The sequence below is a fragment of the Leuconostoc mesenteroides subsp. mesenteroides genome (assembly GCA_009676745.1).
Taxonomy (GTDB): domain Bacteria; phylum Bacillota; class Bacilli; order Lactobacillales; family Lactobacillaceae; genus Leuconostoc; species Leuconostoc koreense.
In genome coordinates, this window is record CP046062.1 from 1,505,127 (window position 1) to 1,531,435 (window position 26,309).

29 protein-coding genes and 1 pseudogene are annotated in these 26,309 nt (G+C 38.0%); 17 read left to right on the top strand and 13 right to left on the bottom strand.

What is annotated here, in order from left to right; translation table 11 throughout:
* Positions 1-50: 50 nt before the first annotated feature.
* From GJV51_07500 to GJV51_07540, 9 genes and pseudogenes are all read left to right on the top strand, one after another.
* On the top strand, positions 51-1,313 hold the full coding sequence (locus GJV51_07500; protein ID QGM25825.1) for an SIR2 family protein: 1,263 nt from the start codon (positions 51-53) through the stop codon (positions 1,311-1,313).
* Positions 1,303-2,967, top strand: a complete 1,665-nt coding sequence (locus tag GJV51_07505) for a DUF853 family protein (protein QGM25826.1) — start codon at positions 1,303-1,305, stop codon at positions 2,965-2,967. Before GJV51_07500 ends, GJV51_07505 begins: the two co-directional genes overlap by 11 nt.
* Positions 2,968-3,402: 435 nt before the next feature.
* Positions 3,403-5,187 (top strand): DUF4365 domain-containing protein, encoded by a 1,785-nt coding sequence (locus tag GJV51_07510; GenBank protein ID QGM25827.1) that lies wholly within the window; start codon positions 3,403-3,405, stop codon positions 5,185-5,187.
* Positions 5,188-5,245: 58 nt separating this feature from the next.
* The gene (locus GJV51_07515) at positions 5,246-5,518 is read left to right on the top strand and encodes a hypothetical protein (GenBank protein ID QGM25828.1); all 273 of its coding nucleotides are present in this window, start codon (positions 5,246-5,248) and stop codon (positions 5,516-5,518) included.
* A gap of 233 nt (positions 5,519-5,751) precedes the next feature.
* Positions 5,752-6,840 carry an FRG domain-containing protein gene (locus GJV51_07520; protein ID QGM25829.1) on the top strand — a complete coding sequence of 363 codons (1,089 nt, stop codon included), beginning with the start codon at positions 5,752-5,754 and terminating at the stop codon, positions 6,838-6,840.
* A gap of 428 nt (positions 6,841-7,268) precedes the next feature.
* Positions 7,269-7,450, top strand: a pseudogene (locus tag GJV51_07525) (putative holin-like toxin).
* 218 nt (positions 7,451-7,668) lie between these two features.
* Positions 7,669-8,991: an excinuclease ABC subunit A gene (locus tag GJV51_07530; protein ID QGM25830.1), complete on the top strand. Its 1,323-nt coding sequence runs from the start codon at positions 7,669-7,671 to the stop codon at positions 8,989-8,991.
* On the top strand, positions 8,984-9,352 hold the full coding sequence (locus tag GJV51_07535; protein ID QGM25831.1) for a hypothetical protein: 369 nt from the start codon (positions 8,984-8,986) through the stop codon (positions 9,350-9,352). Before GJV51_07530 ends, GJV51_07535 begins: the two co-directional genes overlap by 8 nt.
* Before the next feature lie 255 nt (positions 9,353-9,607).
* A complete protein-coding gene (locus GJV51_07540; protein ID QGM25832.1) occupies positions 9,608-10,039 on the top strand; it encodes a GNAT family N-acetyltransferase in 432 nt (143 codons plus the stop codon).
* Positions 10,040-10,072: 33 nt separating this feature from the next.
* Here the strand turns inward: GJV51_07540 and GJV51_07545 are convergent, their stop codons facing one another.
* From GJV51_07545 to GJV51_07555, 3 genes are read right to left on the bottom strand one after another with little or no spacing between them, the layout of a single operon-like run.
* Complete coding sequence (locus GJV51_07545) at positions 10,073-10,318, bottom strand: hypothetical protein (GenBank protein ID QGM25833.1); 246 nt, start codon at positions 10,316-10,318, stop codon at positions 10,073-10,075.
* 12 nt (positions 10,319-10,330) lie between these two features.
* The gene (locus tag GJV51_07550) at positions 10,331-10,654 is read right to left on the bottom strand and encodes a hypothetical protein (GenBank protein QGM25834.1); all 324 of its coding nucleotides are present in this window, start codon (positions 10,652-10,654) and stop codon (positions 10,331-10,333) included.
* Positions 10,635-10,865 carry a hypothetical protein gene (locus GJV51_07555; GenBank protein QGM25835.1) on the bottom strand — a complete coding sequence of 77 codons (231 nt, stop codon included), beginning with the start codon at positions 10,863-10,865 and terminating at the stop codon, positions 10,635-10,637. The genes GJV51_07550 and GJV51_07555 overlap by 20 nt, the downstream gene beginning before the upstream one ends.
* A gap of 17 nt (positions 10,866-10,882) precedes the next feature.
* Between GJV51_07555 and GJV51_07560 the strand changes: the two genes are divergently transcribed.
* Positions 10,883-11,092: a hypothetical protein gene (locus tag GJV51_07560; protein QGM25836.1), complete on the top strand. Its 210-nt coding sequence runs from the start codon at positions 10,883-10,885 to the stop codon at positions 11,090-11,092.
* A 220-nt stretch (positions 11,093-11,312) separates the two neighbouring features.
* Here the strand turns inward: GJV51_07560 and GJV51_07565 are convergent, their stop codons facing one another.
* The 8 genes from GJV51_07565 to GJV51_07600 all read right to left on the bottom strand — a co-directional run bounded on the left by GJV51_07565 (position 11,313) and on the right by GJV51_07600 (position 14,141).
* Positions 11,313-11,531, bottom strand: a complete 219-nt coding sequence (locus GJV51_07565; protein QGM25837.1) for a hypothetical protein — start codon at positions 11,529-11,531, stop codon at positions 11,313-11,315.
* Positions 11,532-11,541: 10 nt separating this feature from the next.
* The gene (locus GJV51_07570; GenBank protein ID QGM26120.1) at positions 11,542-11,754 is read right to left on the bottom strand and encodes a hypothetical protein; all 213 of its coding nucleotides are present in this window, start codon (positions 11,752-11,754) and stop codon (positions 11,542-11,544) included.
* Entirely contained in the window at positions 11,747-12,190 is a 444-nt protein-coding gene (locus tag GJV51_07575) for a hypothetical protein (protein QGM25838.1), read from the bottom strand. Before GJV51_07575 ends, GJV51_07570 begins: the two co-directional genes overlap by 8 nt.
* Positions 12,190-12,411, bottom strand: coding sequence for a hypothetical protein (locus GJV51_07580; protein QGM26121.1), 222 nt, complete (start codon positions 12,409-12,411; stop codon positions 12,190-12,192). The genes GJV51_07575 and GJV51_07580 overlap by 1 nt, the downstream gene beginning before the upstream one ends.
* A 355-nt stretch (positions 12,412-12,766) precedes the next feature.
* A complete protein-coding gene (locus tag GJV51_07585) occupies positions 12,767-12,979 on the bottom strand; it encodes a hypothetical protein (GenBank protein QGM25839.1) in 213 nt (70 codons plus the stop codon).
* On the bottom strand, positions 12,966-13,337 hold the full coding sequence (locus GJV51_07590; protein QGM25840.1) for a hypothetical protein: 372 nt from the start codon (positions 13,335-13,337) through the stop codon (positions 12,966-12,968). The genes GJV51_07585 and GJV51_07590 overlap by 14 nt, the downstream gene beginning before the upstream one ends.
* A 10-nt stretch (positions 13,338-13,347) precedes the next feature.
* Positions 13,348-13,692, bottom strand: a complete 345-nt coding sequence (locus GJV51_07595) for a hypothetical protein (protein QGM25841.1) — start codon at positions 13,690-13,692, stop codon at positions 13,348-13,350.
* Positions 13,693-13,709: 17 nt separating this feature from the next.
* A complete protein-coding gene (locus GJV51_07600) occupies positions 13,710-14,141 on the bottom strand; it encodes a hypothetical protein (protein ID QGM25842.1) in 432 nt (143 codons plus the stop codon).
* Positions 14,142-14,594: 453 nt separating this feature from the next.
* Between GJV51_07600 and GJV51_07605 the strand changes: the two genes are divergently transcribed.
* The 7 genes from GJV51_07605 (at position 14,595) to GJV51_07635 (ending at position 25,184) form a co-directional block, all read left to right on the top strand.
* Positions 14,595-14,861: a hypothetical protein gene (locus tag GJV51_07605; protein QGM25843.1), complete on the top strand. Its 267-nt coding sequence runs from the start codon at positions 14,595-14,597 to the stop codon at positions 14,859-14,861.
* On the top strand, positions 14,848-17,109 hold the full coding sequence (locus GJV51_07610; GenBank protein QGM25844.1) for a toprim domain-containing protein: 2,262 nt from the start codon (positions 14,848-14,850) through the stop codon (positions 17,107-17,109). The genes GJV51_07605 and GJV51_07610 overlap by 14 nt, the downstream gene beginning before the upstream one ends.
* Before the next feature lie 13 nt (positions 17,110-17,122).
* On the top strand, positions 17,123-17,605 hold the full coding sequence (locus tag GJV51_07615) for a hypothetical protein (protein ID QGM25845.1): 483 nt from the start codon (positions 17,123-17,125) through the stop codon (positions 17,603-17,605).
* Positions 17,602-19,500 (top strand): AAA domain-containing protein, encoded by a 1,899-nt coding sequence (locus GJV51_07620; protein QGM25846.1) that lies wholly within the window; start codon positions 17,602-17,604, stop codon positions 19,498-19,500. Before GJV51_07615 ends, GJV51_07620 begins: the two co-directional genes overlap by 4 nt.
* A complete protein-coding gene (locus tag GJV51_07625) occupies positions 19,487-22,507 on the top strand; it encodes a TraM recognition domain-containing protein (GenBank protein QGM25847.1) in 3,021 nt (1,006 codons plus the stop codon). Before GJV51_07620 ends, GJV51_07625 begins: the two co-directional genes overlap by 14 nt.
* Positions 22,504-24,606: a hypothetical protein gene (locus tag GJV51_07630; protein QGM25848.1), complete on the top strand. Its 2,103-nt coding sequence runs from the start codon at positions 22,504-22,506 to the stop codon at positions 24,604-24,606. The genes GJV51_07625 and GJV51_07630 overlap by 4 nt, the downstream gene beginning before the upstream one ends.
* A gap of 62 nt (positions 24,607-24,668) precedes the next feature.
* A complete protein-coding gene (locus tag GJV51_07635) occupies positions 24,669-25,184 on the top strand; it encodes a hypothetical protein (GenBank protein ID QGM25849.1) in 516 nt (171 codons plus the stop codon).
* A gap of 47 nt (positions 25,185-25,231) precedes the next feature.
* Here GJV51_07635 and GJV51_07640 read toward each other — a convergent pair whose 3' ends face one another.
* Together GJV51_07640 and GJV51_07645 are read right to left on the bottom strand one after the other, a co-directional pair.
* The gene (locus GJV51_07640; GenBank protein QGM25850.1) at positions 25,232-25,513 is read right to left on the bottom strand and encodes a hypothetical protein; all 282 of its coding nucleotides are present in this window, start codon (positions 25,511-25,513) and stop codon (positions 25,232-25,234) included.
* Entirely contained in the window at positions 25,513-26,292 is a 780-nt protein-coding gene (locus tag GJV51_07645; GenBank protein ID QGM25851.1) for an AAA family ATPase, read from the bottom strand. Before GJV51_07645 ends, GJV51_07640 begins: the two co-directional genes overlap by 1 nt.
* Positions 26,293-26,309 lie beyond the last annotated feature (17 nt).

Genomic DNA, 26,309 nt, shown 5'->3' on the forward strand with positions numbered 1-26,309 from the left:
GATGGTACATCCTCAATGTTAGATTAACATTAGAAAAAGAAGGTTATTAAATGGATGAAGAAAAAAAAGAAGTGGTGTTCAAGTCAAACAAAATACGGTTATCGCTCACTAATGGTGACAATAATAAGTACTATGAAAACAATGAAGAATTAAAAAAAGAAAATAATCAACCATACGAGGAAGCAGATTTTAGAAATCTAATCCATGAGGAAACTCAGAGATTTGTACAACAGAATTTTTCAAATATAGTTGTTTTGTTTGGAGCAGGAGCTTCGGTTACCAACAATAAATACACCCCAGATGAAAGGGGATTCGCCAAAACAGGATTAACGGTATTAAACATTGCCAAACAAATCTTCGAACAACTAAAAAATGGCACCTATACATTAGGCGAAAATGTTGTGGAAGTTTATAGCCTAGATAAAATTGCGGAGATCAGTAGTTATAGTGATAATATTATAGATGAAAATGGTAACTTAAATCATGAATTCAATTTAGAAGACTTTCTTTCAAATTTATTTGCATTTGAAAAGTTTATGCCAGATAGGTTGAAAGAAAAATTATTGAGTACTAAAGATGCTATTTTAGATATTATTGTCAAATCTACGTCTTACGACTACAATAGTGAAACATTTAAACATGTCAGACTATTGAATATTTTGTCTGATCTTATTAAATCGGATAATAAGTTAAACCTAGTATCAACAAATTACGATACATTGATTGAAGATGCCGCAGAGACTATGAAATGGACTGTTTTTGATGGCTTTTCGTTCTCACAAAGTCCTCAATTTGACAGTACTATGTTTGATTGGAATTTAGTCAAAGACGTCCCAAATGTAAAAACAAACGAGAATATTTATAAACGTAATGTTGTGAATTTATTAAAAATTCACGGATCCCTTACCTGGGAACTGTCCCCATCAGAAACAAACATTGTTCGTAAGTCAAAAGAACATGTGACAAAACCTATTCTTATTTTCCCGAGTTCAGACAAGTTTGCCAAAAGTTACCAAGAACCCTATTTTGACTTATTTAATAAGTTTCAGAATTTGCTGCAAAAGCCGAATACCTTGCTAATAACAATTGGATTTAGCTTTGCTGACGATCATATTGCTAGAATGATTTTGAATGCTATACTCACCAATAATAGCTTGGCTAGCTTAATTACTGACTACAATATAGAATCAGAAAACAAAAATTGGAAAGAGTTAGAAACAGTAATGAATGAGTACTATAACGTAGCTTTTCTAAAAGCTACGCTACATGATAAACTCACGATTTATTTGGGAGACAGCAAACATGACAATTGATAGTTTTTATCAAGAAATTAACAAGTCAAATTTTTACTTAGGTATGATTTCCCAAGTATATCGCGAGAATGCCTATATTCAAGTGGAAAATCTGTCATTATTAAATCACAGGAACATTCAGTTGGAAGCACTAATTCCAAATACTATAAACTATTTTGTCGTAATTGACAGTATACAAGGATTGTTCGTAGGTGAAGTATATCAGTCTAGGGTTAATTCTTCTGATTCTGTTCACACTGCAATGCAGTCTGGGAAAAAAGAGAGTGTTTTTCCTGAAATTGGAATCGAGATTCTTGGAATTTTAAATGGGAACAAATTAACTTCTGCTGGATTCAAAACAGTAGGAATTATGGATAAAGTTTATGTGGCCAATCAATTTCTGATAAAAACCTTTGTAAATTCGATTGAATTAAACGAATATCCTGTTAAGAACTCAAAAGGTGAAAATAAAATTGATGAATCTGGAAAAATAGTGTATCAAAAAAAATTAACTAATATTGCTAAACTCAATGAGGCTGATAGTAGTTACTTGTCTCTGAAACCTAATACCCTTTTTGACAGACATTTATTGGTCATTGGCACAACAAATTCTGGAAAATCAACATCCGCACTTTCTGTTCTAGATAAGTTGGTCTTATCAGGGAAAAAAGTTCTAGTTATTGACCCAACTGGGGAATATCGTGACTCCTTTTCGGATGATGAAGCCGAAAAATTACTTTTAGGCGAAAATGCATTTATTTCGACAGAAGATATAGACGATTTGTTTTGGGTTAATTTTTTTAATCTATCAGATAGTGAAGACTCAGGAAAAGCCGCCGTACTTGCAAACGCAATTTCTTCGTTACGATTTCAAAATAGCATAGGCGAGACGGGTGTATTAATCAAGGAACACCAAAGTGTCTCTTCTTTGCAACCAAAAATTAACAGTGTGACTTCCAGGCAATTTGACTTTAATTTGCTAACGGAGCAAATTAAACATGAAGCTGTTAAACAAAAGTTAAATAAAGACAAAGGCGGTTACTGTTTTGAAAGAGATGGAAATTTGTATAACGCTAGTATTTGGTTAATAAAAAAAGTCGGTTATTTTTTAAAATCCTCATTGGTGAATGATTTTTTTGTTACAAACACTTCTGATGATAACCTTTTTGATAAGATTGATTATTTTATGAGTGATGAAAATAAAAAATCTCTATATATTAATACTTCTAAGGTATCAAAATCAGGATCAGCTGGAGCCAGTATTATTAATTTGATTACCAATCATGTTCTCGAATCCAAAGTTTCAGCAAGTCCATTTGTTCTATTTATTGATGAAGTTCACAGATATACCCGTGTTTATGAAGAGGATGGTGGGCTGGTGTCAATTGCAAGAGAAGGAAGGAAAAAAGGTATATTTTTATTCTTAACTACTCAAAGCCCAAAAGATGTTCCTAAAATTATTTTGGGACAAGTTGGGACATTCATTATTCATAGGATAACTCACTATGAAGAGCTGCGAGCAATTGAAAATTTGCTACAACCTAGCACATTGTCCCAAATTCGAAAACTGGCACAAGGGGAATCCATTATAACGAGTATAAACTTGTTAAAAGATCTTCACGTATATTTCGAAAAGACCAATCGGATACATTATAATGAGACGCCTCTTTTGTGATAAATGAAGTTTCTTACTTTATCTTTTTTTTAAGAGTAATTTCATGGTATGCATGTCATATATGCGTTCAAATTGTATATTAAAGTTCAATCCATACTTTTCATAAGTTATCAAAAGTATTTAATTGTTCGCATAAATTGATGTTAATCAAATTATTTTAATCCAAACTGACTAAAATCCACTTTTTTTCTTTTTGTTTTATGAAATTACTTGGATTTTTTGAGTTAAGGTTATTAACCAACTCTACTCAACTCTCTGATTACGTTATAATAAATTAATCAATGATAAATATTGTGAAATTTAAAAGGTATTGTAACCTTTTTATTCCGAGAGTAAAAATACAACTCAATATGCCTAGTTTTTTTTACTGTTTATTATTAGTCAGCAAATAATAACTATTCACCTCAAAAAATATGGAATGTATGGATAAATCTAATGACCGATCAACAAATAATAGAGCAAAGAGCCGTGTCTGAAGTAGCAAGAATTGTATCATCAGACATTAGATTAAGGCCAGAAATTAATATAAGTGACAAAATTCCTTATGTTGATGGTGGAATTTTTGTTTACAAGTCAGGAAAAAGAAACAATGAATGTTTGGATTTTCAGGTTCCTGTACAGGTTAAAGGAACTGAAAAAAAAGCATTTGATAGCCACCCTAAATTTTCCTTCAAAAAAGACATGCTAGAGTATTATGAACGAAACTCTGGAATTCTTTTCTTTGTTGTAAGTGAAACAACTCCATACACCACTTACTATAGAAATTTTTCACCGACACAAGCTAAACAAATTTTAAAAAGCCTTAAGAAACAAAATAAAAATCAAAAAAGTATTACACTCAATCTAACCCGGGTAGATCAAAAGGATATATGGAAAATTGTGACCTCATCTCACTACCTTTCTGAAGTCTTCAACAGTCAAGCCCGAATAGTTAATGTAAATGCTGTGGATAATCTCAAAAATGTATCGGTCACAATACCTGTAGGTGAAACAATTCAGACAGCGCTGAAAAAGGAGCAATATATTATTTCTGGATTACTTCAAGACCAAAGAGTGATAGTAGATACAGTAGATATCATAAATATTAATATTCATCAAGTCATAAATGTAAGTACCATATTTCCAAATGACCACATTGAACCAAGTTCCCTGGAATGGACAAGTGAAACAAGTTTTAGAATAGTGATTGGGAAGTTTATTACTGTAATTTTCAGTATTGACACGAAAAGATTTGATATTAATTGGGACTTCAACTCTTCTAGTGACCGAGACTGGCAGCTATATTATGATAAATTAAACGCTTTTAAAGCTATGCTAGAAAAACGACAATTGAATTTTAAATCTGATGTTTTTAATGATGGTTCAACGACATTGCATTTTTCTTTTTCAAAAAAAATTAATGAAACTTTAAAAGATGTTTACAGTAAACTCGAAAATATTAAAAGAATAATTTGGCTTGAAAATATTTTAGGTAAATCATACGCTACTCAAGCTTTGGACATAACGTCCCAAAATGTATTAAATAAATTATTAGAATTGTACCCAAGTGTTGATTTTAATCAGGATGTTCCTTTCTTACTTCATGAGACTATCATGGGCGATAATTATTATCTAACATACGAAAACCACGAATTGAAGAATGTGTTTTCTAATGATTCACCTTTTCGCACAAACCACGTAACAATTAGTAATACAGAAGATAAAACTATGTTCACAAAAGGGAATCCATTGGCTTTGATTAAAGACAAATTATGGACAATACCAAACTATTCAACATCCATGGTGCTTGAGAATTTTATACATCCACTAAAAAGCATTCCATCTTGGTATGAAGGAGAAGTGAATAATTTAGTTCTTAGCTACATTGAAGCATTTGACCATACCCAAAATAATGATTGGTTACAATCTGCTCTGAAAATTTTAAAGTTTGATATTCTTACAAATCAGGAATTAGTGCAAATTAATACTGCACAAATTTGTATACGTCAGTTGGACGGTGATATACGGCCAGTCTCAAATTCTTTATATAATATAATGCAAAATAGTACGGAGGCGCAATACCGTGCTGCTGCTGCATTAATGCTGAACATAATTGGTGTTTTTTCGGTAAACTGGAGACAGATGACTGTTGATGAAAAAAAAGGCATTTCCGAATATCCATTAATGAAATTGGCATATGGAAAAATTAAAGAAATTATTGATTCTGACAAGTACGATTAGTTAACTTTTCAGAAACAACCATAACAGTAAAGGGTAGATTGCAAGAATTAAGCAGAACATGGTTGCCAATGAAAAGTTAAAAACTGGCCTCAAGGAAAATTCTAAACCTTCAAAGAACTCTTGTAATACACAAATTAACAAGGGTCGTGAGAAAGAGCAAACACCTCATTTTCCTAAAGGTCCGCGTACCATGAACAGAATTAGTCGGTTGTGGCGACAAGATGCCAGAGCAGAAATGACTGCGCAGCTTCGCTTTATGCAAAATCGAAAAAATATCGAACGTGAACAAAAAATTCAAGAATTAGAAAGCGAACAGCACAGAACTATTTAAAAAGTTAAAACTTGTTGTCATCCAGGGCAGGACTCTGTTGTAATCTTAAAGTATTACTTTTAAAAAGGCTATTGAAACTAAACTCATGGCAGACTGCGAGAATCATCCAAACACCTTGCACACGCTTCTTCGACTAGGATATTTTGTGATAAGGAAAATTCAATATTTACCTTTTTTTGCTATAATTAGAGATAGTTTATTGAGAGCGAGCTTGGTGATTGGAGGACTGATATATGATGGACATAACTTCATTGCAAGATTATATATCACTACTAGATGAAAAATTTAATGGTCAGTATTTCTTTCGTGGTGAATCAACTGATTTTGGAGATACAAAGAATATGGCCAGTGGCTACCGGTGGATAAGAGACAATAACAGACGTTTTTTAGATTTAATCCATATGCGACATGAATATTTTCGTGAAGTAGGTGCACATATAAATGCGCAGGAGAAGTCAAACTTCATAGCCTACGCTCAACATCATGGATTGCCAACAGAATTACTCGACATCACGGCAAACCCTCTTGTAGCACTTTATTTCGCGGTGTCAAAAAATCCTGATGAAAATGGCTTTGTCTATTTGTTTGATAACAACCTTTACTCATTAAAGGAGCGTGATAAAAGCCAATTTATCCTTGATTTATATAATCCCAATTTAGCGAGACTTGATCATTTGCCCGTGGAGCAACAATTCCATAAATTTTTTTGGACGGACGAAATTGATGAAGGTATGATTCAAAAATCCCTATTCGAAGAAGTCAATAGTTTTGTCTATCGTATTTTTCAAAAATCAAAAATACTGAATTTGCACGCTGAAAACAAACTTCAATTGGAAAAACTTACTAAGAGTGACAAGCTCAAAGCAACATTATATTCATCCAATTTTCAAAGGGGCTCTGAGTTAAGAAAAACAGCTTTAACTAGAGAAACACCAATAGACCCAATTTTGTTGATGCGTATTGATATAAGTGAGACGTTTGACTTAATTGACGTCACCGATGGCAAATACTTCCCACCACTTAAATACTTGTTAATCCAACCGTCTATCGTATTTGATCGCATGAAAAATCAGCAGGGTGCATTCATCTACCAATTGAATACGTCGCATGGTAGTGCTTCAAAGGGATACATGCAGCCAATCATTGCTGCGGACACACTGTCTATTCCGAGTGAGCATAAGCAAAAAATATTGAGGCAACTTGATAACGTAGGAGTTAATCAAATGTTTATCTATTCTGACGATGACAACATTGCAGGATATTATAAGCAAAATTATAATCGTTCGATACAGCAGGAACTTTATCCGTTCCACCGTTCCTGACATAGTTTTAAACAATAAGATTGGCAATGTGGACACTGAACTTTTTCATTTTTGGAGGACTAATTTGTTGATTAACAATTTTTCGTACACAATAAGGTAGTTTATGAGTTGCAGAAACCTCCAACGAAAAAATTAAGCTGCAATTATTACGAAAAGTTTGTCAACCTAAATTGGAATCTTCTGTCAATTATTGTATTTCACACTAAACTCAGCTATACCAATTTAGGTTAACATAACAGTTGCTATACAAAGTAACGCTATATCAACGTTTCAAAGGTGTCAAAAATAAGGTTTCCAAAAAAACTTTCACAAAGTCTTTGGAAGCCTTATTTTAATACCTGTTTTTTAAAATTTCACAAGTGTTCGAGTTTTAGACCAATTGCTATTTTAGGGTGTGTTATACTAGTTAAAGCAATCAAGTTAAGACGGTGGCTATCCTGAATGGAGGTGATGCTTATGGTGTAAACACTATAAACTCACATTCTAGGAAAGGAGAGGCCTTGTGTCCGTATCGGACGCGCTACTTGTCATGTTTGCCTTTGGTGGATTCATCATAAGCATTCTGACTTTTGTAGTTTTGTTAATCGAAAAAATTAGCAAAAAAAAATGACTGTCTTAACTTTGAGCGGTTAACAGTCATCAATTGATTGTAGCATGGTCACCGTCGAAACGGGATTGCTAGGAGTCGTAGTTAGCGCTACGGCTCTTTTCTATGTCTTTATTATAGCATAGCTTTTGCTTTTGTCACAAATTTAATGTTTTGTTCGCTTGCTTAATCGAACGCTTGTTCGTATAATAAATTATACACAAATGTTTTGGAGGTTGCTGATGGAAAACGCAATCACAACTGAATATGATTATAGCAAAGAAAAGCGTGGCGTGTTTTTTTTAATTGATTCAAAAAGTTTCTACGCCAGTGTTGAAAATGTTGAGCGGGGCTTTAATCCATTAAAGGGCGATTTAGTCGTGATGTCTGAACAAGCGAACACAAATGGCGGTTTAGTCCTAGCGGCCTCGCCAACAGCTAAGAATGACTTAGGCATTAGTAATGTGATGCGTCAGCGTGATTTACCTGATGTGCATGGCTTGTTTATCGCACACCCCAGGATGAATAATTATATTGCTGAAAACCTAAAAATCAATAATATTTATCGTCAATATACCGATGACATTAACCTACTACCGTACTCGATTGATGAGTCTATTTTAGACGTGACCCATTCCTGGCGGTTGTTTGGTAAAACCCCTGAGGAAGTCGCTTTTAAAATTCAAAAGCAAGTTAGAGCGGAAACGGGTGTCTATTTAACGGTCGGTATTGGTGACACGCCTGTGCTCGCTAAAATAGCCTTAGACATTGAAGCGAAACACACTAAAAACCTGACAGGTATTTGGCACTATGAGGATGTGCCGACAAAATTGTGGCCAATTACGAAACTGGATGATGTCTGGAGTATTGGTTCCCGCACAGCACATAAACTTGAAGTGATGGGTATCCATTCAATGTACGATTTGGCGCATCAGGACCCTTATCAATTTAGAGCCAAAATGGGATTGGTTGGCGAGCAATTGTTTGCCTTATCTTGGGGCATTGATCGTACAGATATGGCTGAGGTGGTCGTGCCTAAAAGCAAATCATATAGTAATTCCCAGGTATTACCGCGTGATTATAAACGAAAAGAAGAGATTGAGATTGTTGTTCGTGAAATGGCTGATCAAGTGGCGACCAGGATTAGATCACATAAGAAACAAACTTGTTTGGTAAGCTTGTTTATCGGGTATTCTTTTGCCGAAAGTGAACGCCAGGGAAGTCATGGTTTTAGAAAGCAACAAAGGATTGATCCAACTAATGATACCCGCAAACTAATGGCAATTATGGTGGCTTTGTTTGAAAAGCATTGGCATGGCGAAGTGATTCGTAATATTGGGATTGATTATGGCGGCTTAATTGAGGACACTGGGGTGCAGCTTGACCTCTTTGAGCAACCAGAAAAATTAATTAAATCCAACAAGATTGATCAAGTTGTTGATGAAATTCGAAAACGGTTTGGCACCACAGCCCTGATGCGGGCAATGTCCAAAGAAAAAGGCGGTACGGCGATTAACCGTGCCAGCCTGGTTGGTGGTCATAACGGAGGTAACAGCTATGAGTGATGCAGAATTTAATAAGATGATTAACAATTACTTTCAAAACGACTATCGCGAGCGTGGCAAGGTGAAGTGGAATGGCTATTTCCTGTCGGACCATACCTCAGCTTTAAAGCGTGAAGCACAGAACAAAAATGCAGTACCTGTTAAATTACCAATGATGTCCTTAACGGCATGTCAAAATATCTTGCGTCATGCCTCAGCGAATTATGAATTTGTGACTGTACAACAAAATATTGAGGACACGGATGGCAATTTAGTGCCTAACGCAACTGGTTTGGTCGATGGTTTTTCTGATTTAGGGGTGTATATTAATGAGTCCTATATTGCATTTGAAAATATTAGAGCGGTGGTGAAAGAAGAATGAATCAAATTGATGCGGTCATTGTAGATATAAAAAAGATGTTTGCTAAGCAACACACTCACAACAAATAGCTCGCTTAGATAGTGAGTACAGAGAACAGATACCTGAAATCATTGCTAAAATACGCAAAGAAACGGGCTTAACAGTTAATACTAACATTTAAAGAAATTATGATTAATTAGTATTATTTCCTAGTTTTAGATACTTGACTCCTCTCCTATTTTTTATTAAACTTGTTTTAGGAAAAAGGGGGCTACAATGATTACAAAATTAAACAGTTTTTCAGACAGGGATTTAGAACAATTGGCACAGATTTGGTTGAATGGCAATTTACAAGCACATTCATTTATTCCCGCTCAGTATTGGAAAAATCAATTTGTGAACATTAAAAAAATGTTGCCTGAAGCAAATGTTTTTGTGTATAGGAATAATGAAACAATTGTCGGTTTTTTAGGCGAATTAGATGGTTACATAGCTGGATTATTTGTTGACATGAACTACAGAAACCAAGGTGTTGGTAGCCAATTAATTAATTACCTAAAACAAATAAACGACAAATTAACACTTTCAGTCTATGTAGATAATATTAATGCCGTTAATTTTTATGAGAATAAAGATTTTATCATAGACAGTGTAGGTATGGATACTGAGACTGATTCAAAAGAGTATCATATGATTTGGGAAAAATAAAAGGTAAAGACTTTTTTATAAAGGCTTTGCTTTTTATTTTGCTATAAATAATGCCAATGCAAGTGACAGAATGAGAATAATTAGCACCAGCATCGCTAAGACACTTTTGATGCCAAAAGCAATAGCTAGACTTATCAAAATAATAAGTGGTAAATAAAAGTACCAATACGAAATCAAATGACCAACAAATAGGATACTCAAATACAGGATGGTGCCAATGATGTGGCCGAACAGCCAAAATAGAAACATTGCCAATAAACATAAACAAAAGATTAACATGATTTTATCCTCCTATTCGGATAGTTTTGTCAGACAGAGAGAAAAAAGTTCCTTTGTTACTGAGGGATAATTCAATAGATTCTTAATACCAAAATGCGTTTGGGTATAAGCACAGACCAGATAACCAAAATACCAGTCATGGCCTGATTCACTCAGACCATCTGGGTGGTCAACAAAAAGACGTTGCAGTCGCTTTAAAATACGCGGACCAAAAATAGCATCGTCAAAGATTGCTTGTGCTAAACCTGGGTAGATATATTGGCCATTGCTTTTTAAAATGACTAATCCGTTGGCATCAATAGTGGTAGACAATGTTTTAGTTGTGAGTTTTGACATGAGTTTTCTCCTTATGTGGCAGGTGACCAGTATTGATCCAGGAACGCATCGCTTTATAAGCGGACTGCTTAAAAGCCAAGCTAGCTAAGACATAAAAGCCAGCCAGGGTGAGTAAGACATACAACATTGTGCCATTGATGACCATTAATAAAATATCCAAACTGATAATTGTTGCGGCAATAGTAGTGATAACTTTGGTGATTCGATTCATAGTAGTTCTCCTTGAGTATGTACGCACCAGGCAGAAACCATTTCCTGTCGGCCCTGCCTGTGATTGGTGTGTTATTTCGTTTTGACGAAGAACATGGGGACACAAGCAGCGCAGAATACAAGGGTGAGCGTAGCGAATTTACGAAGCCCTTGTATTCTGTGCTAGTGCTTGTTGCTGTGGTATCACCACCACGGCTTACAAGTCACTGGTTGTGGCACAATGTTTGACTCAAAGCGAAGTGGCACCCAAGAGCTTGGCAGGACAAGCGTAGCGTGTTTGATCCCGCTTGCGGGTCTGGGGAACACGGCAAAAAATTTTTACCGCTCATCATCTTCACGCGCAATCATAATCACACCGACTAGGTAATATAAAATATAGACCAGCATGGCAATTAGCATGAGAAGTTTAAAAACGAATACACCCATAAGCACACACTCCTATCTGTGATTAAAATTCCTCGTAGTCCGTTGTCTCTTGTTTGTACTCCGCACTGATTTCACGTAAATCTAAATCATCTGCTCCTAAAATCACTTTTTCATCAAAATAGTGACGTTTACCAATTGCAACAGCTTGTGTCAGTTTCTGTTCATCTGTGAGTGTATCAGGGACATTAACTGCCACTGTTCTAACCAATGTTTCCATATATTTAACGTTGACGATTGCCATATTATTCTCCTTAAATGGTGGTTCTTAGGGTAACGTGTTTACCCTCAGCTAATTCTTGCATGATAAATGCACTTAATAGCAGTGCTTCATCATCTGATAAATCTATTTCACCCGAGTCATTGCTAGTGGACTCACTGACGTGAATTTCACTCCCGCCCATAGGGAATTCATCAGACCATGAAAAGTAACGTATGGCTATATTTTCAATAACTTCATCATTCATTGTCATTAGTCTCCTGTTGGTTTTGTGTGTAATAGGTTAGTCCGTTTTCTTCAACTTGATTGAATATTTGGATAAAGTCCTTATCAAGGATATTTTTCTTTTTGTCCAATTCAAATTGTGACCAAGTAAATTCCATTGCTTGATATTGACTAGGGGTAATACTGCTAGGCTTTACTTTGGTATCAAGACACAACATAGCTTGATAAAACAACTTGGGACTTTCTTTTTGCAAAGCTTGCAAAGTGTTGAAAATGGTGTTGACTAATGAAACACTAACGCTAGCTTCAACCATTTCTTCAAAGCCTTTACTTAATTGCGCTTTATAGTGACTAGTTGGCACTTTGGTCTCATTGAACAAATAAGTCATATCAGCGATTGATTGTGCCATTTTGGCGATTGGTAATTTGCTAAAATCATCATAGAATTGCTTTGTCATTATTTTTTCTCCAGTTCATCAACATTGACTAATTTAATATTGTTGCCGTATTGGGTGGCTAAAAAGGCAAACGTGTCTTTCAAGATGTAATCTGTTGAACGATTAGCGCCATAGATTTGTAAATAAATCGGGTAGCCATGCGTGAGAACAACTTGCTTATCGGTTGAGGCATAACGAACGGTATGACCGCTATTGCGAATAAGTTGATAATAAACTTCCATAAGAAATAAACCTTTCCAAAACTTTTTCCTGTTGGCAATCGCTCCAATTGAGCTGGTTGCGTCGTGACGGGTAACAATTGGCATGATAACCAAAGAAACACAAGGATTGCGCAGCAACTTGCCACGTCCTTGTGTTTCTTTGTAGAGACTGTTTGGCGCTTGCGCCTTACAGACTCTTTATCATGCGATTGTGAAAACGGCACAGAGCAAACAGAACAATTTGGTGCGATGCGAACGGAAGTGAGCCTTTTGAACCCCCAATTAACTTTACTGGTGTGGTATCAACCACGCCTGTCAAGTTAATGATCAGGGGGACTGGGGGAAGGGCTATGACTAAAAAATAGTCATGGCTTTTTTATTGAGATATTGACTGAACAATAGCGTCAAGAATTGTATCAATTGAAACACTCGCTAGAATGTCTCCATAATCTTTGAAGTAAGTCCCGTTATGTCTGGCTAGACCATTACTAGCCACGGTTATTTCATCACCATTTTTGAGAGTTGCAATCATCACACCATTGCTAGTGATTAGCTTATTTACAATTTCAAATGGGTTAGTTTCTGTCATTTTGTTGCTCCTTGTCTGATTTTGGTGAATGATAGTCTGGGTTGTGTAGCCACCAGTCGTTCATAATTTTAAATAACTTTTTACGAATGGTTGCTGCACTGGCTTTTGGGTTGCCACATACTAGTTCCGTAACATCTTTATTAAAAACAAGATTGGATAATGGATATTTTGCAAAACGCAGTGAGAAAAAATAGTCATAATCACCGTCCTTGTAGTCATTACGGTACGCTTGCATGTGAATTGGTTTGAAGGTTGACTCACAATCACGCCAACTTAATAATTCTTCTGGTCTGGCAATATTTTGTTCAATCATCATATAGTCGGTTGTCAAACCTTGATGAGGGCTATACCATGCCATAATGTCTCCTTTACATCCAATCGGGTCTTTCGTCACCATCAATACTACCGTGAATATGATTTACTAGGCTTTCGTTTGTGACCGTGATGTTGTTGTCTGCGACGTAGCCAATTGCTAATCTATCGTATTTATCATTTAGATGTTGATGATGTACCCAATTGTTGTTGAAGGGATAATAAAGTCCTAGCTCGGATAGCTCATCTTCCAGCCCTGACCAAACATTAGCCGTCAAGTCATCTTCATCATAGCTTTTAGCTTCATAAACAAGTTCTACGGCTTGAATAGCACCGCTAGGAATGAGTACCATTGCAGGATTTTGTAAGTAGGTTTCCATTCTAATAATTTTGATATTCATTTTTATATCCTTCCTGATTATTTAAACTGATTTTCTGCAAATGAGTAATAATCATCTGTGCTAACAATAAAATGGTCATTAACTGGTACTTGTAATAATTGCCCAACTTCTCTTAGCTTTTGTGTTAAGGCAATATCTTCTTGTGAGGGAACTAAATGACCACTGGGGTGATTATGCGCAAGAATGATACTACTGGCGTTATTTAAGAGCGCTATTTGAAACACTTCCCTAGGAGATACAACAATACTGGAAATTTGTCCTATGGCAATCGTGTCTGAGGCGATAACGTCCAATTGAGAATTTAAGCTCATGACAATCAACCGTTCTTGCAATTGACGCCCAATTTGATGTTTGAGGTAATTACCGACTTCAACCGCTGATTTAGCAGTAAAGTCTACACTGACATCTCTCAGTTGAAAACCTGAATTTGTGACTGTGATATTAGACATTATTTTGTCCTCCTGTTGGCCTGTTTTGTGACCAATTTATTCTTATTGCGTTGTGAACGGACAAACTAAAACAAGCCAGGGCGGGTTTGCAAAGCTCGCGTAGCGACACGTAGTGCTTGGCCTTGCAAATTTAGCCCAAATCTTTGGACTTTAGTCCTTAGATTTGTTTGGCTTGTTAAAGTTTTGGTAGTCACAAAAGCAAGAATAGATGGTGCATAACAGCCAGCAGGAAGGAAAGCCATCACATTTAAACGGTTTGAAAATCGTTTGAATGTGATGGCTTTTTTGAACCCCCAATTAACTTTACTGGTGTGGTATTAACCACGCCTGTCAAGTTAATGATTAGGGGGACTGGGGGTGGTTTGTTTAGCCTCAGGAAAAACCATTTACTTTTATGAGCTTATTTAAAAGGTTGGTATATTGACCTTATATTAAACAAAAGGGAGCTACAAAATGGCTAAAAAAACAATCGACCAACAAATTAAAGAAAAGCAAACACGTTTGGATGAACTTGATTTACAAGCAAAGGCAATCCAAGACGAAAAGCGTGCCATCAAAAAAGACATCAAACAACTTAATGATGCCCTTGTCGCTGAATTAGGACGGTCATTGCTGGCGAAAATGAATTTAGAAACAGATGAGATTGACCAGGCATTTGCCGAATTGAATCACTTACCAATTGACAAACAAGTTGGAGGACAAGCCCATGGCGATCAGTAAGGAAGAGCGTGCGCAACTCAAACTACTACCAATTCGTGGCTATTGTGATTGGAAAGGTATTCCATACACAACGGATACCCCAACTGAGTTGCGTATGGTTGATCACGACAGTTTAGTCGTTAGAACAAAATTAAACCGCTTTGTATGGAACTCGACTGGCGTTAAAGGTGATTTGGTTGATTTCATTCACTACTATGAATTAGGCAAATCAGATGTTGACAGTAAAGGTACCGCGATTAAAAATCAACTCGCTTACGCACGCTTTGTTAAAGGTGAAAACATTGATGTCTCTAAACTTTATGAGGACAACACCCCGCGTTACAAGTTTGATTATGACAAGGTCTTCAAAACCCAAGAAACAAATGTCGCCAAAGATTACTTAGTTAATCAACGAAAACTCAATCCGCTGTTTGTTGACAATTTATTGAAAAGTGGCGCAGTGGTACAAGGTAGTCGCTACCGTGAAGGTGACAAGCTGCATCAAAACCCCGTCATCTTTCCCTGGAAGGATGTGAATGGCAAAATTGTTGGCGCTGATCGTCAGGGTACTGAACAAGACTTTGAACATTACAAAAAACGTGGCACTTCCAAAAAAATATTTGCTGGCAGTGATACCTCAACGGGTTATAACCTCTCATTTGGATCAGGCGACAAAACATTGATTTTATTTGAAAGTCCAATTGACCTGTTAAGTTACGCCCAACAAAATCACCAAGACATGGTGAAAAATAACGCCACACTGTTGTCAGTGTCTGGCACTGATGCTAAGCGTGGTTTGCAATATTTGAATGATGCGGTTGCTGCTAAGCAAGCTAAATTCAATAGAATCATTGTGGCCTTTGATAACGATGTCGCAGGGTTTAAAGCCGCTGATTACTTTGATCGTTTTAGTTTTAAAAATCCAATTACTGGTGAAGCGATTGAAGCAGAGCGTCATATTCCCTTACAAGGCAAAGATTGGAACGAACAATTAAAAGCAGGTGTTACAGGCCGTCGTGTCATGAGTATGACGGATAATGCTAATCGCTTAGATGCCTTAGAAAAGTTAGCCGTACAAGAGACACAAACGCCTGATTATGTGGATGTCAAAATGAGCACCATTCAACCTGTTAAGGAAGTCTCAGACATAAAGTTAAATAAGCAAACAGATAAACGTCGTTCTAAAGCTGATCGTCGTAAGGAAAATGCTTTAAAAAATAAGCAAATTATTCAAGAGGCAATGGGGAAGGTAGCAAAGTACCAACAAGATCCTGCTGAGCTTAAAAAGCTCCTTGATTTTACCGCTACTGGCTTAAATTATTCGGCTCGTAATTCAATGTTGATTCAACTACAAAACCCAAAAGCCACCTTGTTAAAAGGCTATAAACAATGGTCAGCGGATGGTATCCAAGTCAATAAAGGTGAGAAGGGTATCAAGATATTTGGTGCCCCAACCAACTTAAAAACAATCATTGCTGAAAATGGCGAAAAAATACGTTGGTCTGATGCGACACCTGAACAAAAGCAATTAGCCAATAACAACCAATTGGAAGTCCGCAGTGTGAAACATTATCCAGTCGAAACCGTGTTTGATGTTCGCCAAACAAACGCCACTGCTGCGCAATTGCCAAGCATGTTACCCAATCGTCCAATTGACTTAGCCACTGATAAAAGTCCAAAACATTTGGATGCGGCCTATAAAACATTATTGAAGTTCGCCGACAAGCTTAAAGTGCCCGTCATTGACCAAGGTGTAGACGAACAAATTGCCAAGCGGCCAATGACCTGGCAAGGACAAGCAAAAGGCGCCTTTGTTCAATCAAAAACCAATAAGGATGAAAAATATATCCTGTTGCGCAGTGATCTAACCCCAACTGATAAAATTCACACCTTAGCACACGAAATAGCGCATGCACAGCTTCATTCACTGCAAAGCCAAAACAATTGGCCCACAGCGATTAAAGAGACACAAGCAGAGTTATCAAGCTATGTGATTACTAAAAACTTAGGCATTGAGCCAGGTGAGAAAAGTGTTGATTATATTGCGGGTTGGTCAAAGAATTTAAAAGCGCTAGAGGGTCAAAACACTGGCAAAATCATTAGTCAGGCACTCAAAGCAAGTACCGATGTGACGCAGTATCTCTCGGATAACTTGAGCAACGGTGAAGTACGCCAACCAAAAACAACAAAATTGCTTAAGCCTGATAAGTTAGCGGTTGTCGAACAAAACTATCAGGCCATTAATCAAACAAGTACACGACACATGTAAAAGGAGCAAACACATGTCACAAGAAAACATTCAAGAAGTTACAGGTTTTATCACAAGCATTACAAAGTCTGCTGAAGTTAATATTTTATCCTTCCAGGAAAAGGGGCAACCAGGTGCAATTGCTTTGACAATTGAAACCAGGCGCTACCATGAATTATTCCCAGCAGGCGATCCAATTCTAGGTATTGAAATGGTGGCGGTATTACAACAAGTTGGCAAGAAATTACAAGTGATGTCAATCTATGATCCCGAAGGTGATTTTATTGCCGCTGATGAAGTGCCAGAACTTGGCCAATTGAATCATCAATTAGATGATGCCAAAAGCACAGATGTCTACACAAGTTTACTCGCTGATCGTCAAAAAGCAGTTGATCACATTGAGGCGAGTACAAGCGAATTAGAAGAATTAGCCAGAGAACATGATGCTGCAAAGCAAGTTCCAGAAAGCAAGACGAATTATGGTGATCCCGTTACTGACCAGGGAGGAAATGAATGATTGAATTAAAACAAAATAATCCCACACCTTACCTTGACCGCTATACAACAGACATCAGTGCTAAAGTCATGCTTGAACCAGACAAATATCATGCTTATGAACGGGAAAGTATTACGCGTCGTATCATGGTCTCACTGATGAAACAAATTCAAAATGCGCCTTTATTAGTTGGGTTACCAGGTGTTGGTAAAACAGCCATTGTAGAAGACCTAGCCAGACAATTAATTGATACAAAGGTGGCTAGTTTACAGGGAAAACATCTGATTCAAATAAGTTTGGCCAACTTGATGAAAAGCAGTGATGGTGAGTCATTTGCGCATAAATTTCAAGCCATCATTGATGAATTGATTGCCAATAAAGACAATGTGATTGCCTTTATTGATGAAATTCATCAAATTGTTGGGACTGGTGCTGAAACGTCAGGCAGTTCATTGGATGCGGGTAATATTATTAAGCCAGCCCTGAGTCGTGATGATCTCCAAATTATTGGGGCAACGACTACGAAAGAATTTCACGAATATGTGGCGCGTGATGGCGCACTGATGCGGCGATTTGATTTGATTGAAGTGCCAGAACTAAGCTTTGAACAAACGAAACATGTTTTATCTAAAGTTGCCTTACAACTAAATAACGGTATTGAAGTGCCAGAAATGGTACAAGACAGAATTATGGCACTATCACAACGCTATATCACTGACCGTTACTTTCCTGAAAAGGCAATTATGTTGCTAGATGGTGCGTTAAGTGTCGCACGCCTAGATAATCGACCAACACTGTCAAATCAAGACGTAGCTACGATTATCCATGATGACTATCATGTCCCTGAATATGTCATTAATCAGACGACTGATGAACGATTATTGAACTTGTTACCAAGACTAAAAAGCCAGGTGATTGGTCAAGACACAGCTTTGGAAAAAGTTGCGATGAAGCTGACTAACCGTGAGGCAGGACTGGCTGACACCTCAAAACCTGAGTCATTTCTCTTTATGGGGCCAACTGGTGTTGGTAAGACTGAGACTGCTAAACAACTAGCGCTAAATCTATTTGGTAACGCTCAAAACTTTATTCGCTTTGATATGTCTGAGTTTAAGTTTGCAGGGACTAGCCTAGAACGGTTTAAAGATCAACTCACAACTAGAGTCAGGCACACACCTTATGCCGTATTGTTGTTGGATGAAATTGAAAAGGCTGATCCAGAAGTGATGGACTTACTTTTGCAGGTCTTAGATGATGGTCGTTTGAGTGATGAATATGGTCTTGTCATTAATTTTAAAGACTTAATCATTGTCATGACAACTAACTCAGGGGCCACAGCAGTGATGAATCGTGATGCCAAATCAGATTCTGTTAAAGAAGACAAAAAGCGTCAAGCCAACTTTGAAGAACAACTCGAAATTGCCTTGCAAAGCGATGGTTACCGTCCTGAGTTTATCGCTAGAATTGGTGCCATTATTGTCTTTGATGTCTTAAAGATGGCGGATATGGTGCGAATTGTTGAATTGAAGTTGTCACGTCTCAATCAAAAAGCACAAGAGAGCGGCTTCAATATTGTTTTTGACACACAAGAGGTGGCGCGCTATATCCCATCGTTTGACCTGGGCTTTGAATATCTGAATGACACACAGGAGGTCAGCTCACCAATTGCCAACTACATCGCAGACGTTGGTTATAAACCATCGCGTGGTGTCAGACCAATTGATGACACGATTGCTACGTATGTGAGTGATCCAGTGTCTGCCGCAATTATTCAAAAGCGACAAGGATTAGGGCAGGACTTTGATACTTTCATCTTTAGAGCCATTGGTAATCCACCATCCTTAACAAGCCCTTATGGTGAATGGCAAGTTGTGGTTTCCACAGTTAAGGAGGCAACAGACAATGAAGCTATTTAAAAAAGATTACCGCGCTGAAAGACAATTTATGCGCGAGAGTTACATTCGTTGGCGTGGTCGTCCCTGGTTCTTGTGGTTGTATGGCATTATAGCAACTATTGGAGTGATATTCATATCGCTTTACGTCACGATTATTGTTGACTTGTTGATAAGGGTAGTTGGCCCATATATTCAAGCCTTCAAGTTCTATATGCAAAGTGGTGTTGCTCAATGGCCTGAATTCAACGATGTCATGAACATGACAGCCACTGTGCTCAATCCACTCAATATCTTCACTATTCTGTCGCGATTAACTTTAGTGACAAGCGTGGTACTAATCCTTTGCTTGTTACTCCTACTCAAAAAATATGTCTTCCAGCGCATCTATGACTGGTATCAATTGTTTAGAGACCAAACGCGTAATACTAACCGTTTTGCGGAAGTACGTGAGGTGGATAAGGTTTATAAATTGATTCCTGATCGCAATAAGAATTTTAAGGGTCGCCCAGGACAACCAGTGTTGCACACACAAGGATACACCTTCGAATTCTTTATGATTCATCCGTTCCTGTGGGCGTGGCAATGGTTTAAGCGGCCACTAGGTATGAATTCACTAGAATTTAGCGGGGTGTACAAAAAAATACGTCCCGTTTTACTGGAACGTTTGCCAAAGCTATTTGAAAAGCAGCTTAACGTTCAAGGTGGGTTTGATGGGTTTTACTGGGTGGATACCAGTAACACTCATTCAAAGACCACTGGGATGACACGTTCTTCAAAAGACCAAATGCGTGGTTATACGTTGATTGACATTATCCGTCGCGCTGAAATCAAATGGAACATTATTGACACTGATGCCAAAAACGAAGATGCCAAAATGAGTTACAAGTCGTTACGCACAGCGGGCTATGACGTCAAACTACTCAACATCATGGAGCCAAGTGAGTCTGAGTCCTGGAATCCACTTGAAATAGCGATTGATTATGCCTTTGATGGTGATTGGGACAGTGCCAATACGGAATTACGTAAGGTCGTACAGGTTATTGGTGGCTCAAGTGGTGAAGAAAGTAGCCACAAAGATATTTGGGATAGTGCCGCTGAAAGCACCATCCAAGCAGTGATGCTCACGGTGCTAGATATTGCAGTCCGTCACCAGGACAAATCAATGGTGACCATCTCAAACGTCCTGCAATTCATCAATGATATGAACAAGTTTACGGATAAGGAAGGTGATGGCTTAACTAAGTACATTACTAATATTGGTAAACTGCCGCGAACACCAGCACGCAATATGATTATTCTAAACGCGGCTGAGTATCTATCCGCAACAGGCGATACCAAATCGTCAATTTCTTTCTCAGTGATGAATCGTTTAAATTTGTTTGCCTCAGAGTCAATTACACGTCTGACAACCTTTAACACTATCAATTTGACCGACTTAGGGTTTCCAAGAATGCTAAAGATTAAGTTCTCTGACCGCTATAAAGGCGTTCATGTGAGCATTCATGTTTATGAATCAGGTAAAAAGCATGCAATAGAAAAGGACAAGCTAACTGTGTCCCAATCAGGCACGCTAACTTATCCGATTCATAACCATTTACCCGTCTCATGGCAAATTGAGTTGTCACTCGATAATGACGGCAATTCAATTGCGATGCGTAAACAAAAGTTTACGTTGACTGGTAAGATTGTACAACGAAAATTGCTCAATGGCAAGATTAAGCGTGACTTGTTCTCTAAGCAGCCTGTCATCCAATGCCTGGTCGATCAGATTAAACCGCAAGGCACAACTGAGACACCAGGGGTCACCTTGCGTTACTCAGAAAATCCAATGGCAGTCTTCATCATCACACCACAATCTAACGACGATTTTTCTGCTTTGGCCAGCTTGTTTATCTCACAAGTCTTCTCAGTCAACACGGATATTGCATCAACGATTACCCGCAGGAAAATGGACAGTTGGATACTTTATAAGCTCAATGAGTTTTCTATGTTCCCACGTATTCCAGGTTTCGCCAATATTCTAACGCGTGGCTTGACCTACGGGCATTTGGTTGATTTATATATTCAAACCTTGACACAGCCACGGTTGCATTATTCTGAAATGGAAACCAATGACATTAATGGTAACACAGGTAACTGGTTCCACATCTTAACAAATGATGAGCAAACAAATGAAGCACTATCTAAGCAATTAGGTGAGGTGGAAGTGCAAACAGAATCAGTCAATTCACAGATTGGGTTAGATCGTCAAGATCGTGGTAACCGTCATGCACAAGTTAGCAAGGTTCGGCTGTTGGATGCCAAAGAAATTAGCGAATTGAGTCCGCGTGAGATGATTACCATCCGTACGATCAAACGTGCGGATAAGAAGGGAAGATCAGTTAGACCTTTGCCAATTTTCTCTACGGGTGCTTACCGAATGCCGTTTGCTTATGAGTTACTAGGTAAGCAATACTCACTTGATTACTATACGGCTGATTTGAATATCAAAGCGCAGCATAACGATTTGAAATATGATGACCTCTATCATGACTTTGTGCCTTACTTTGATGAGCTAGATCAACAAGTTCAACTAGAAATTGAGGAAGAGGGCGCAGGTGGCAAACAAATTGATAATCGTCAACTCAATACGTTAGCTGATGATGAAATCAACACCATTTTGGCCAAAGCGCATCAAGGTATCGAAACAACCACAGTGCAAACACAACAAGAACTCTCTGATGAGGAACGCTACTTGCAGTGGAAACATGACTTTAACCCTGATGAGCCGTTTATGACCGAAGAACAACTAGATAATGTTGTGCTACGTCAAATTGTGGAGAAATCCATCAAAATGAGGATACCGCGCTCAAATAAAACAGAAGAACAAAACAGTGCCGTTGCTTACTTAAATCGTGGCAAATATTTGACACTTTCTGGCAACAACAACAACGGTAAAGTTCTAAGATTACTAAACAACGAACCCGCATACATGTGGGAAATTTATAAGCAGCTCAACGCTGCGACAATTCAAGGAGATGTCGAATGATAAATCTATTTTCGGGAATCAATACGTTAGCAGATACGTTCCCAACATTACCTAATAATGGCCCAACAGCCGATTTTTACAACCAATGGTCGCAATACCTATCACCATTGCCACATATATTCTTAACGTTGATCATGTTATTCATGCACAGCATTGCATTGATTTTCTATTACATTGCTAACGCGGTCTTCACAGCCTATCAATCATCATTCAAGTTATTGGACTTTATGAATATCTTTTTCCAGCCTAATAGTGATGTTTATCAAAATTGGAATTTAGGTAATATTCTCAAAGACTTCCTGTACCTGGGCTTTGTCATATTTGGCATCATGATGATGGTACAATGGATTCAATACACCGCCACATCTGGGCGCAAAGGGAGAGAATGGCCTAAAGGTATTACAATTACAGTCGCCGTTATTACCGCTCTACCCTGGATGATTGGTTTGATGAGCGGCATTGGAACAGCCACGGTCAGTGATACATCCGGCACAAAAGACAAGAACATTGTTACACAATTATGGCAGGGTAATTCTACAAATCTAAAGGAATTAGCAAAAAATAATTTTGACTTATCAAAATATAAGAACCAACATGTTTTAACTAATGATCAAATTGAAGGCCCAGATTTCCACTCAGTCATGAGTGATGCTGGTTACACCGATGGTCTAAGTGATGCACAAAAGTCTGTGTTCACCAAGAAAATTGGTGGAAATGGCAATATGGTCGATATTACTGGTGATTCGCTTGTCCTGGGTAAAACATTTGCGGATGATTATCCTGTGATGAAAACAAACTGGTTAGGCATTATTGCCGGCGAAATTGTTTTCATCATTGTCGTTGCTGGGGCCATTGTTCGACTTTTGTCCTCAGTCTATAAAATGGCATTCATGGCAGGCTCAATTGTGTACTTTGGCTTAAGAGATGGCACACAAGGTAAACGTGTCCAACAAGTGGTAGGCATGATTGAGGGACAAATCACAGGTATCGTCATGATGCCAATCTCACTAATTTTCTTCTTTGCCTGGGTAGAATTTGCCTTTAACACCATTAATGGGTTAGGTCTAGATATGTGGCCATTTACAATTTTGTCGATTGCCGCTCTGTTAGCTGGTGGTAAAGGGGTCGCAGGTGGCTTTGAAATGATTGAACAATGGACTGGTGTTCGCTCAGGTCATAATCCTGTTGCTTCGATGATGATGGCTAACCAAGCTGCTCACATGTTGGGTGGGGCTACTCGTGTGGCCAAGAAAAACATTGGCAAGGGTCTCAATGCGATTTCCCCAGAACAAAAAAAGAAGAATCGTGAACTAGGTAAGAAGATTGCCAACTCGGGTGGCAATCAAGGCTTAGATAATAATAAAGCACTGACTGATCATAGCTTAAATGATACTGGTGTTGATCCCACTGCTCAAGCCACAGGGAAGGCGGCAAAGGCGGCTGAGGTAGCAGGACGTACAGTCGGAGCAATGAAACATCCAGGTAGTTTATTGAAAAACACTGGTCGTGCGGCTGGTGATAAAGTTAAAGGTGGCGTGAATAAAGCCGTTGGCAATGTCAAAGATTATGCTGGTGGTGTCGCCGACAACTTTGCAGGAGGACAACAAGCCGTTGAAGCCTTTAACAAACGTCATTCACCTGTGACACCAAAATCAAACAATGGTAATACACCATCTTCTTCTCAACCACGTAATGTGCATGAAGCACTTTCAAAGGCAGCCACAGATTCACCTAATGCTCATCCAAAGGATACAGGTGGCCAGTCTCAATCTAACATGAGTCACGCTATGTCAGATGCACACCGTGGCTTACCTACTGGAACTCATTCAAACAAAACTAGCGCTAACACTACCACTAAGCCAATTGTTAGTGGTGGGACAGTTGTTCAACCTAAGGGTATCGGTGCAACCCCAGCAACTATGTCACGTCCAAACACACCACGTTTGAGCGGTACATTGCCTGGTCAAAAAAAGGCAACGCAACCACTGACACCAGCGCAACAAAAGGAAAAGGATCGTGCTTGGGCTGAGAGTGTTATTGCAAAACAAAAAGCGAAAATACAGAATCAACAAAAGGTATCAAGTAAAGATGACAAGTGAAACTTTTAATTTGTAGGCTAATACGGTAAAATTAACAGTAGTTGATTTTAGGGAGTATACCGATGGAGAAAATAAAGCAAAATAAAATCTGGATCACCATTGTGGTTATTGGGATCATTGTCATTGCTATTTTGTTGGCCATGTTGCACCAGCAAAAACAAAACAGTCCTGAGGCACAATCATCGAGTTACGTGTCAAGTGCCAAGGCATCATCTGCCTCAACCTCCGTTCAAGATAAGAACAATGAAAAAGCTTACGCTAAAAAGGCTGCTCAAACGAGTGGTCACGTCCTAGAAGTAAACGGCAAAGAGTATTTTACAACATGGACAAAAGGAGATTTTCAAAAATGGGCTAATTCCTATATGTCAATGACTTTGAGTGATCGCCATAAGGATGGTGTAAAAGAAAGTTTTGGTACATCTACAACCATTGAAAATAGTGATACTCAAATGATGTATCCTTTGGATAATTGGGCTAAAGAAATACAAGATAAAGGTATCCCATCAAATTACTTTAATACTGTGAAAGAGTTCAATAAACAATATCCAGGTGTTAATCCTGACGATATAAAGAAATAGCTAAAAAGCCATGATTTAAGTAATCATGGCTTTTAGTTTGTCCTAAATTATTTTGATTGGTTTAATACTTGCTCAAGCACTAAATCTACAAAGGCACTTGATGAGCGGAGTCCTTGTTTGGTGGCTAACTTCTCAATGCCTTGTTTTATCTCAGGGCGAATGGTGTAAGTCGTTTGTACTTTACGACTACTATGATTGGAGGAAGGGAGCTTGAATCCATCACCTAACGATACTTCTGATTGTGGTTCGTCTCGACTAAAGGCATCTGCCATTTGTTTTTGAGCGCTGGCTTCATCAAACATACGTGGGTCTTTTTTATCGTAATCCATTATTTCACACTTTCTAATAGCTTTTGATAAGCCTCATTAATTTGCTGCAAGGTTTTAGGGTTGCGCTCGGCCTGGTCTAAATCAAACACTGGGGTTTTAAGCATGGTTGAACTATTAAACACTTCACGCTCATTTAAGACAGCCACAAGGTTGTCAATTTGATCAATAATCTGGCCAAACTCATGACTTGAACGGGTATTGTGCTTCACACGATTAGCAAGGTACAAAACTTTTGCTTCAATCAGTGATTCGCGTGTTCTAATATCTACTGCATCATCACGGAACTCTTTCATCCGTAGGTCAAATTGTTGTTTTGATTGAATAAAACCATACTCTGAGGGTTCTAGTGGCACCACAACATAATCAGAAACGGCAATCATATTCTTAGTGAGGGTCCCAAACTCTGGATGGGTGTCAATTAGAATATAGTCATAATCTTTGATTTCTTCAAGGTGATCTTGAAGCCACATCATCATCAAAAAGTTTTTATTGTTCTTTGATTGTAATGTACCTTCTAATTCGTCTAAATGAGGACTAGCAGGCAATAAACCTAATTGTGGGGTAATTTGTCTAATTTGTGCTAAACCGCCTGTAAAGACGTCATATAGCGTATTTTTATTAGTATAGCTTTCATAGGTAGAGGACAAGTTACCTTGATAATCTGAATCAATTAACAAGACCTTGTAGCCTTGTCGAATCAAAAAACTAGCGAAGTTGAATGTCATCGTTGTTTTACCAACGCCACCTTTAGATGCTGAAAATGTAATTGTTTTACTCATGATGAAGCTCCTTAGTT

Excerpts from the sequence above, each read along its gene's own strand:
- GJV51_07545 (QGM25833.1), bottom strand. The coding sequence starts at position 10,318 with ATGTTAATCTTTTGTTTATGTTTATTGGCAATGTTTCTATTTTGGCTG.
- GJV51_07605 (QGM25843.1), top strand. The coding sequence starts at position 14,595 with ATGGCTAAAAAAACAATCGACCAACAAATTAAAGAAAAGCAAACACGT.
- GJV51_07570 (QGM26120.1), bottom strand. The coding sequence starts at position 11,754 with ATGAATGATGAAGTTATTGAAAATATAGCCATACGTTACTTTTCATGG.
- GJV51_07565 (QGM25837.1), bottom strand. The coding sequence starts at position 11,531 with ATGGCAATCGTCAACGTTAAATATATGGAAACATTGGTTAGAACAGTG.
- GJV51_07550 (QGM25834.1), bottom strand. The coding sequence starts at position 10,654 with ATGTCAAAACTCACAACTAAAACATTGTCTACCACTATTGATGCCAAC.
- GJV51_07585 (QGM25839.1), bottom strand. The coding sequence starts at position 12,979 with ATGACAGAAACTAACCCATTTGAAATTGTAAATAAGCTAATCACTAGC.
- GJV51_07625 (QGM25847.1), top strand. The coding sequence starts at position 19,487 with ATGAAGCTATTTAAAAAAGATTACCGCGCTGAAAGACAATTTATGCGC.
- GJV51_07530 (QGM25830.1), top strand. The coding sequence starts at position 7,669 with ATGGAAAACGCAATCACAACTGAATATGATTATAGCAAAGAAAAGCGT.
- GJV51_07615 (QGM25845.1), top strand. The coding sequence starts at position 17,123 with ATGTCACAAGAAAACATTCAAGAAGTTACAGGTTTTATCACAAGCATT.
- GJV51_07505 (QGM25826.1), top strand. The coding sequence starts at position 1,303 with ATGACAATTGATAGTTTTTATCAAGAAATTAACAAGTCAAATTTTTAC.
- GJV51_07510 (QGM25827.1), top strand. The coding sequence starts at position 3,403 with ATGACCGATCAACAAATAATAGAGCAAAGAGCCGTGTCTGAAGTAGCA.
- GJV51_07620 (QGM25846.1), top strand. The coding sequence starts at position 17,602 with ATGATTGAATTAAAACAAAATAATCCCACACCTTACCTTGACCGCTAT.
- GJV51_07595 (QGM25841.1), bottom strand. The coding sequence starts at position 13,692 with ATGAATATCAAAATTATTAGAATGGAAACCTACTTACAAAATCCTGCA.
- GJV51_07560 (QGM25836.1), top strand. The coding sequence starts at position 10,883 with ATGTACGCACCAGGCAGAAACCATTTCCTGTCGGCCCTGCCTGTGATT.
- GJV51_07590 (QGM25840.1), bottom strand. The coding sequence starts at position 13,337 with ATGGCATGGTATAGCCCTCATCAAGGTTTGACAACCGACTATATGATG.
- GJV51_07555 (QGM25835.1), bottom strand. The coding sequence starts at position 10,865 with ATGAATCGAATCACCAAAGTTATCACTACTATTGCCGCAACAATTATC.
- GJV51_07610 (QGM25844.1), top strand. The coding sequence starts at position 14,848 with ATGGCGATCAGTAAGGAAGAGCGTGCGCAACTCAAACTACTACCAATT.
- GJV51_07535 (QGM25831.1), top strand. The coding sequence starts at position 8,984 with ATGAGTGATGCAGAATTTAATAAGATGATTAACAATTACTTTCAAAAC.
- GJV51_07515 (QGM25828.1), top strand. The coding sequence starts at position 5,246 with ATGGTTGCCAATGAAAAGTTAAAAACTGGCCTCAAGGAAAATTCTAAA.
- GJV51_07500 (QGM25825.1), top strand. The coding sequence starts at position 51 with ATGGATGAAGAAAAAAAAGAAGTGGTGTTCAAGTCAAACAAAATACGG.
- GJV51_07640 (QGM25850.1), bottom strand. The coding sequence starts at position 25,513 with ATGGATTACGATAAAAAAGACCCACGTATGTTTGATGAAGCCAGCGCT.
- GJV51_07575 (QGM25838.1), bottom strand. The coding sequence starts at position 12,190 with ATGACAAAGCAATTCTATGATGATTTTAGCAAATTACCAATCGCCAAA.
- GJV51_07600 (QGM25842.1), bottom strand. The coding sequence starts at position 14,141 with ATGTCTAATATCACAGTCACAAATTCAGGTTTTCAACTGAGAGATGTC.
- GJV51_07635 (QGM25849.1), top strand. The coding sequence starts at position 24,669 with ATGGAGAAAATAAAGCAAAATAAAATCTGGATCACCATTGTGGTTATT.
- GJV51_07520 (QGM25829.1), top strand. The coding sequence starts at position 5,752 with ATGATGGACATAACTTCATTGCAAGATTATATATCACTACTAGATGAA.
- GJV51_07645 (QGM25851.1), bottom strand. The coding sequence starts at position 26,292 with ATGAGTAAAACAATTACATTTTCAGCATCTAAAGGTGGCGTTGGTAAA.
- GJV51_07580 (QGM26121.1), bottom strand. The coding sequence starts at position 12,411 with ATGGAAGTTTATTATCAACTTATTCGCAATAGCGGTCATACCGTTCGT.
- GJV51_07540 (QGM25832.1), top strand. The coding sequence starts at position 9,608 with ATGATTACAAAATTAAACAGTTTTTCAGACAGGGATTTAGAACAATTG.
- GJV51_07630 (QGM25848.1), top strand. The coding sequence starts at position 22,504 with ATGATAAATCTATTTTCGGGAATCAATACGTTAGCAGATACGTTCCCA.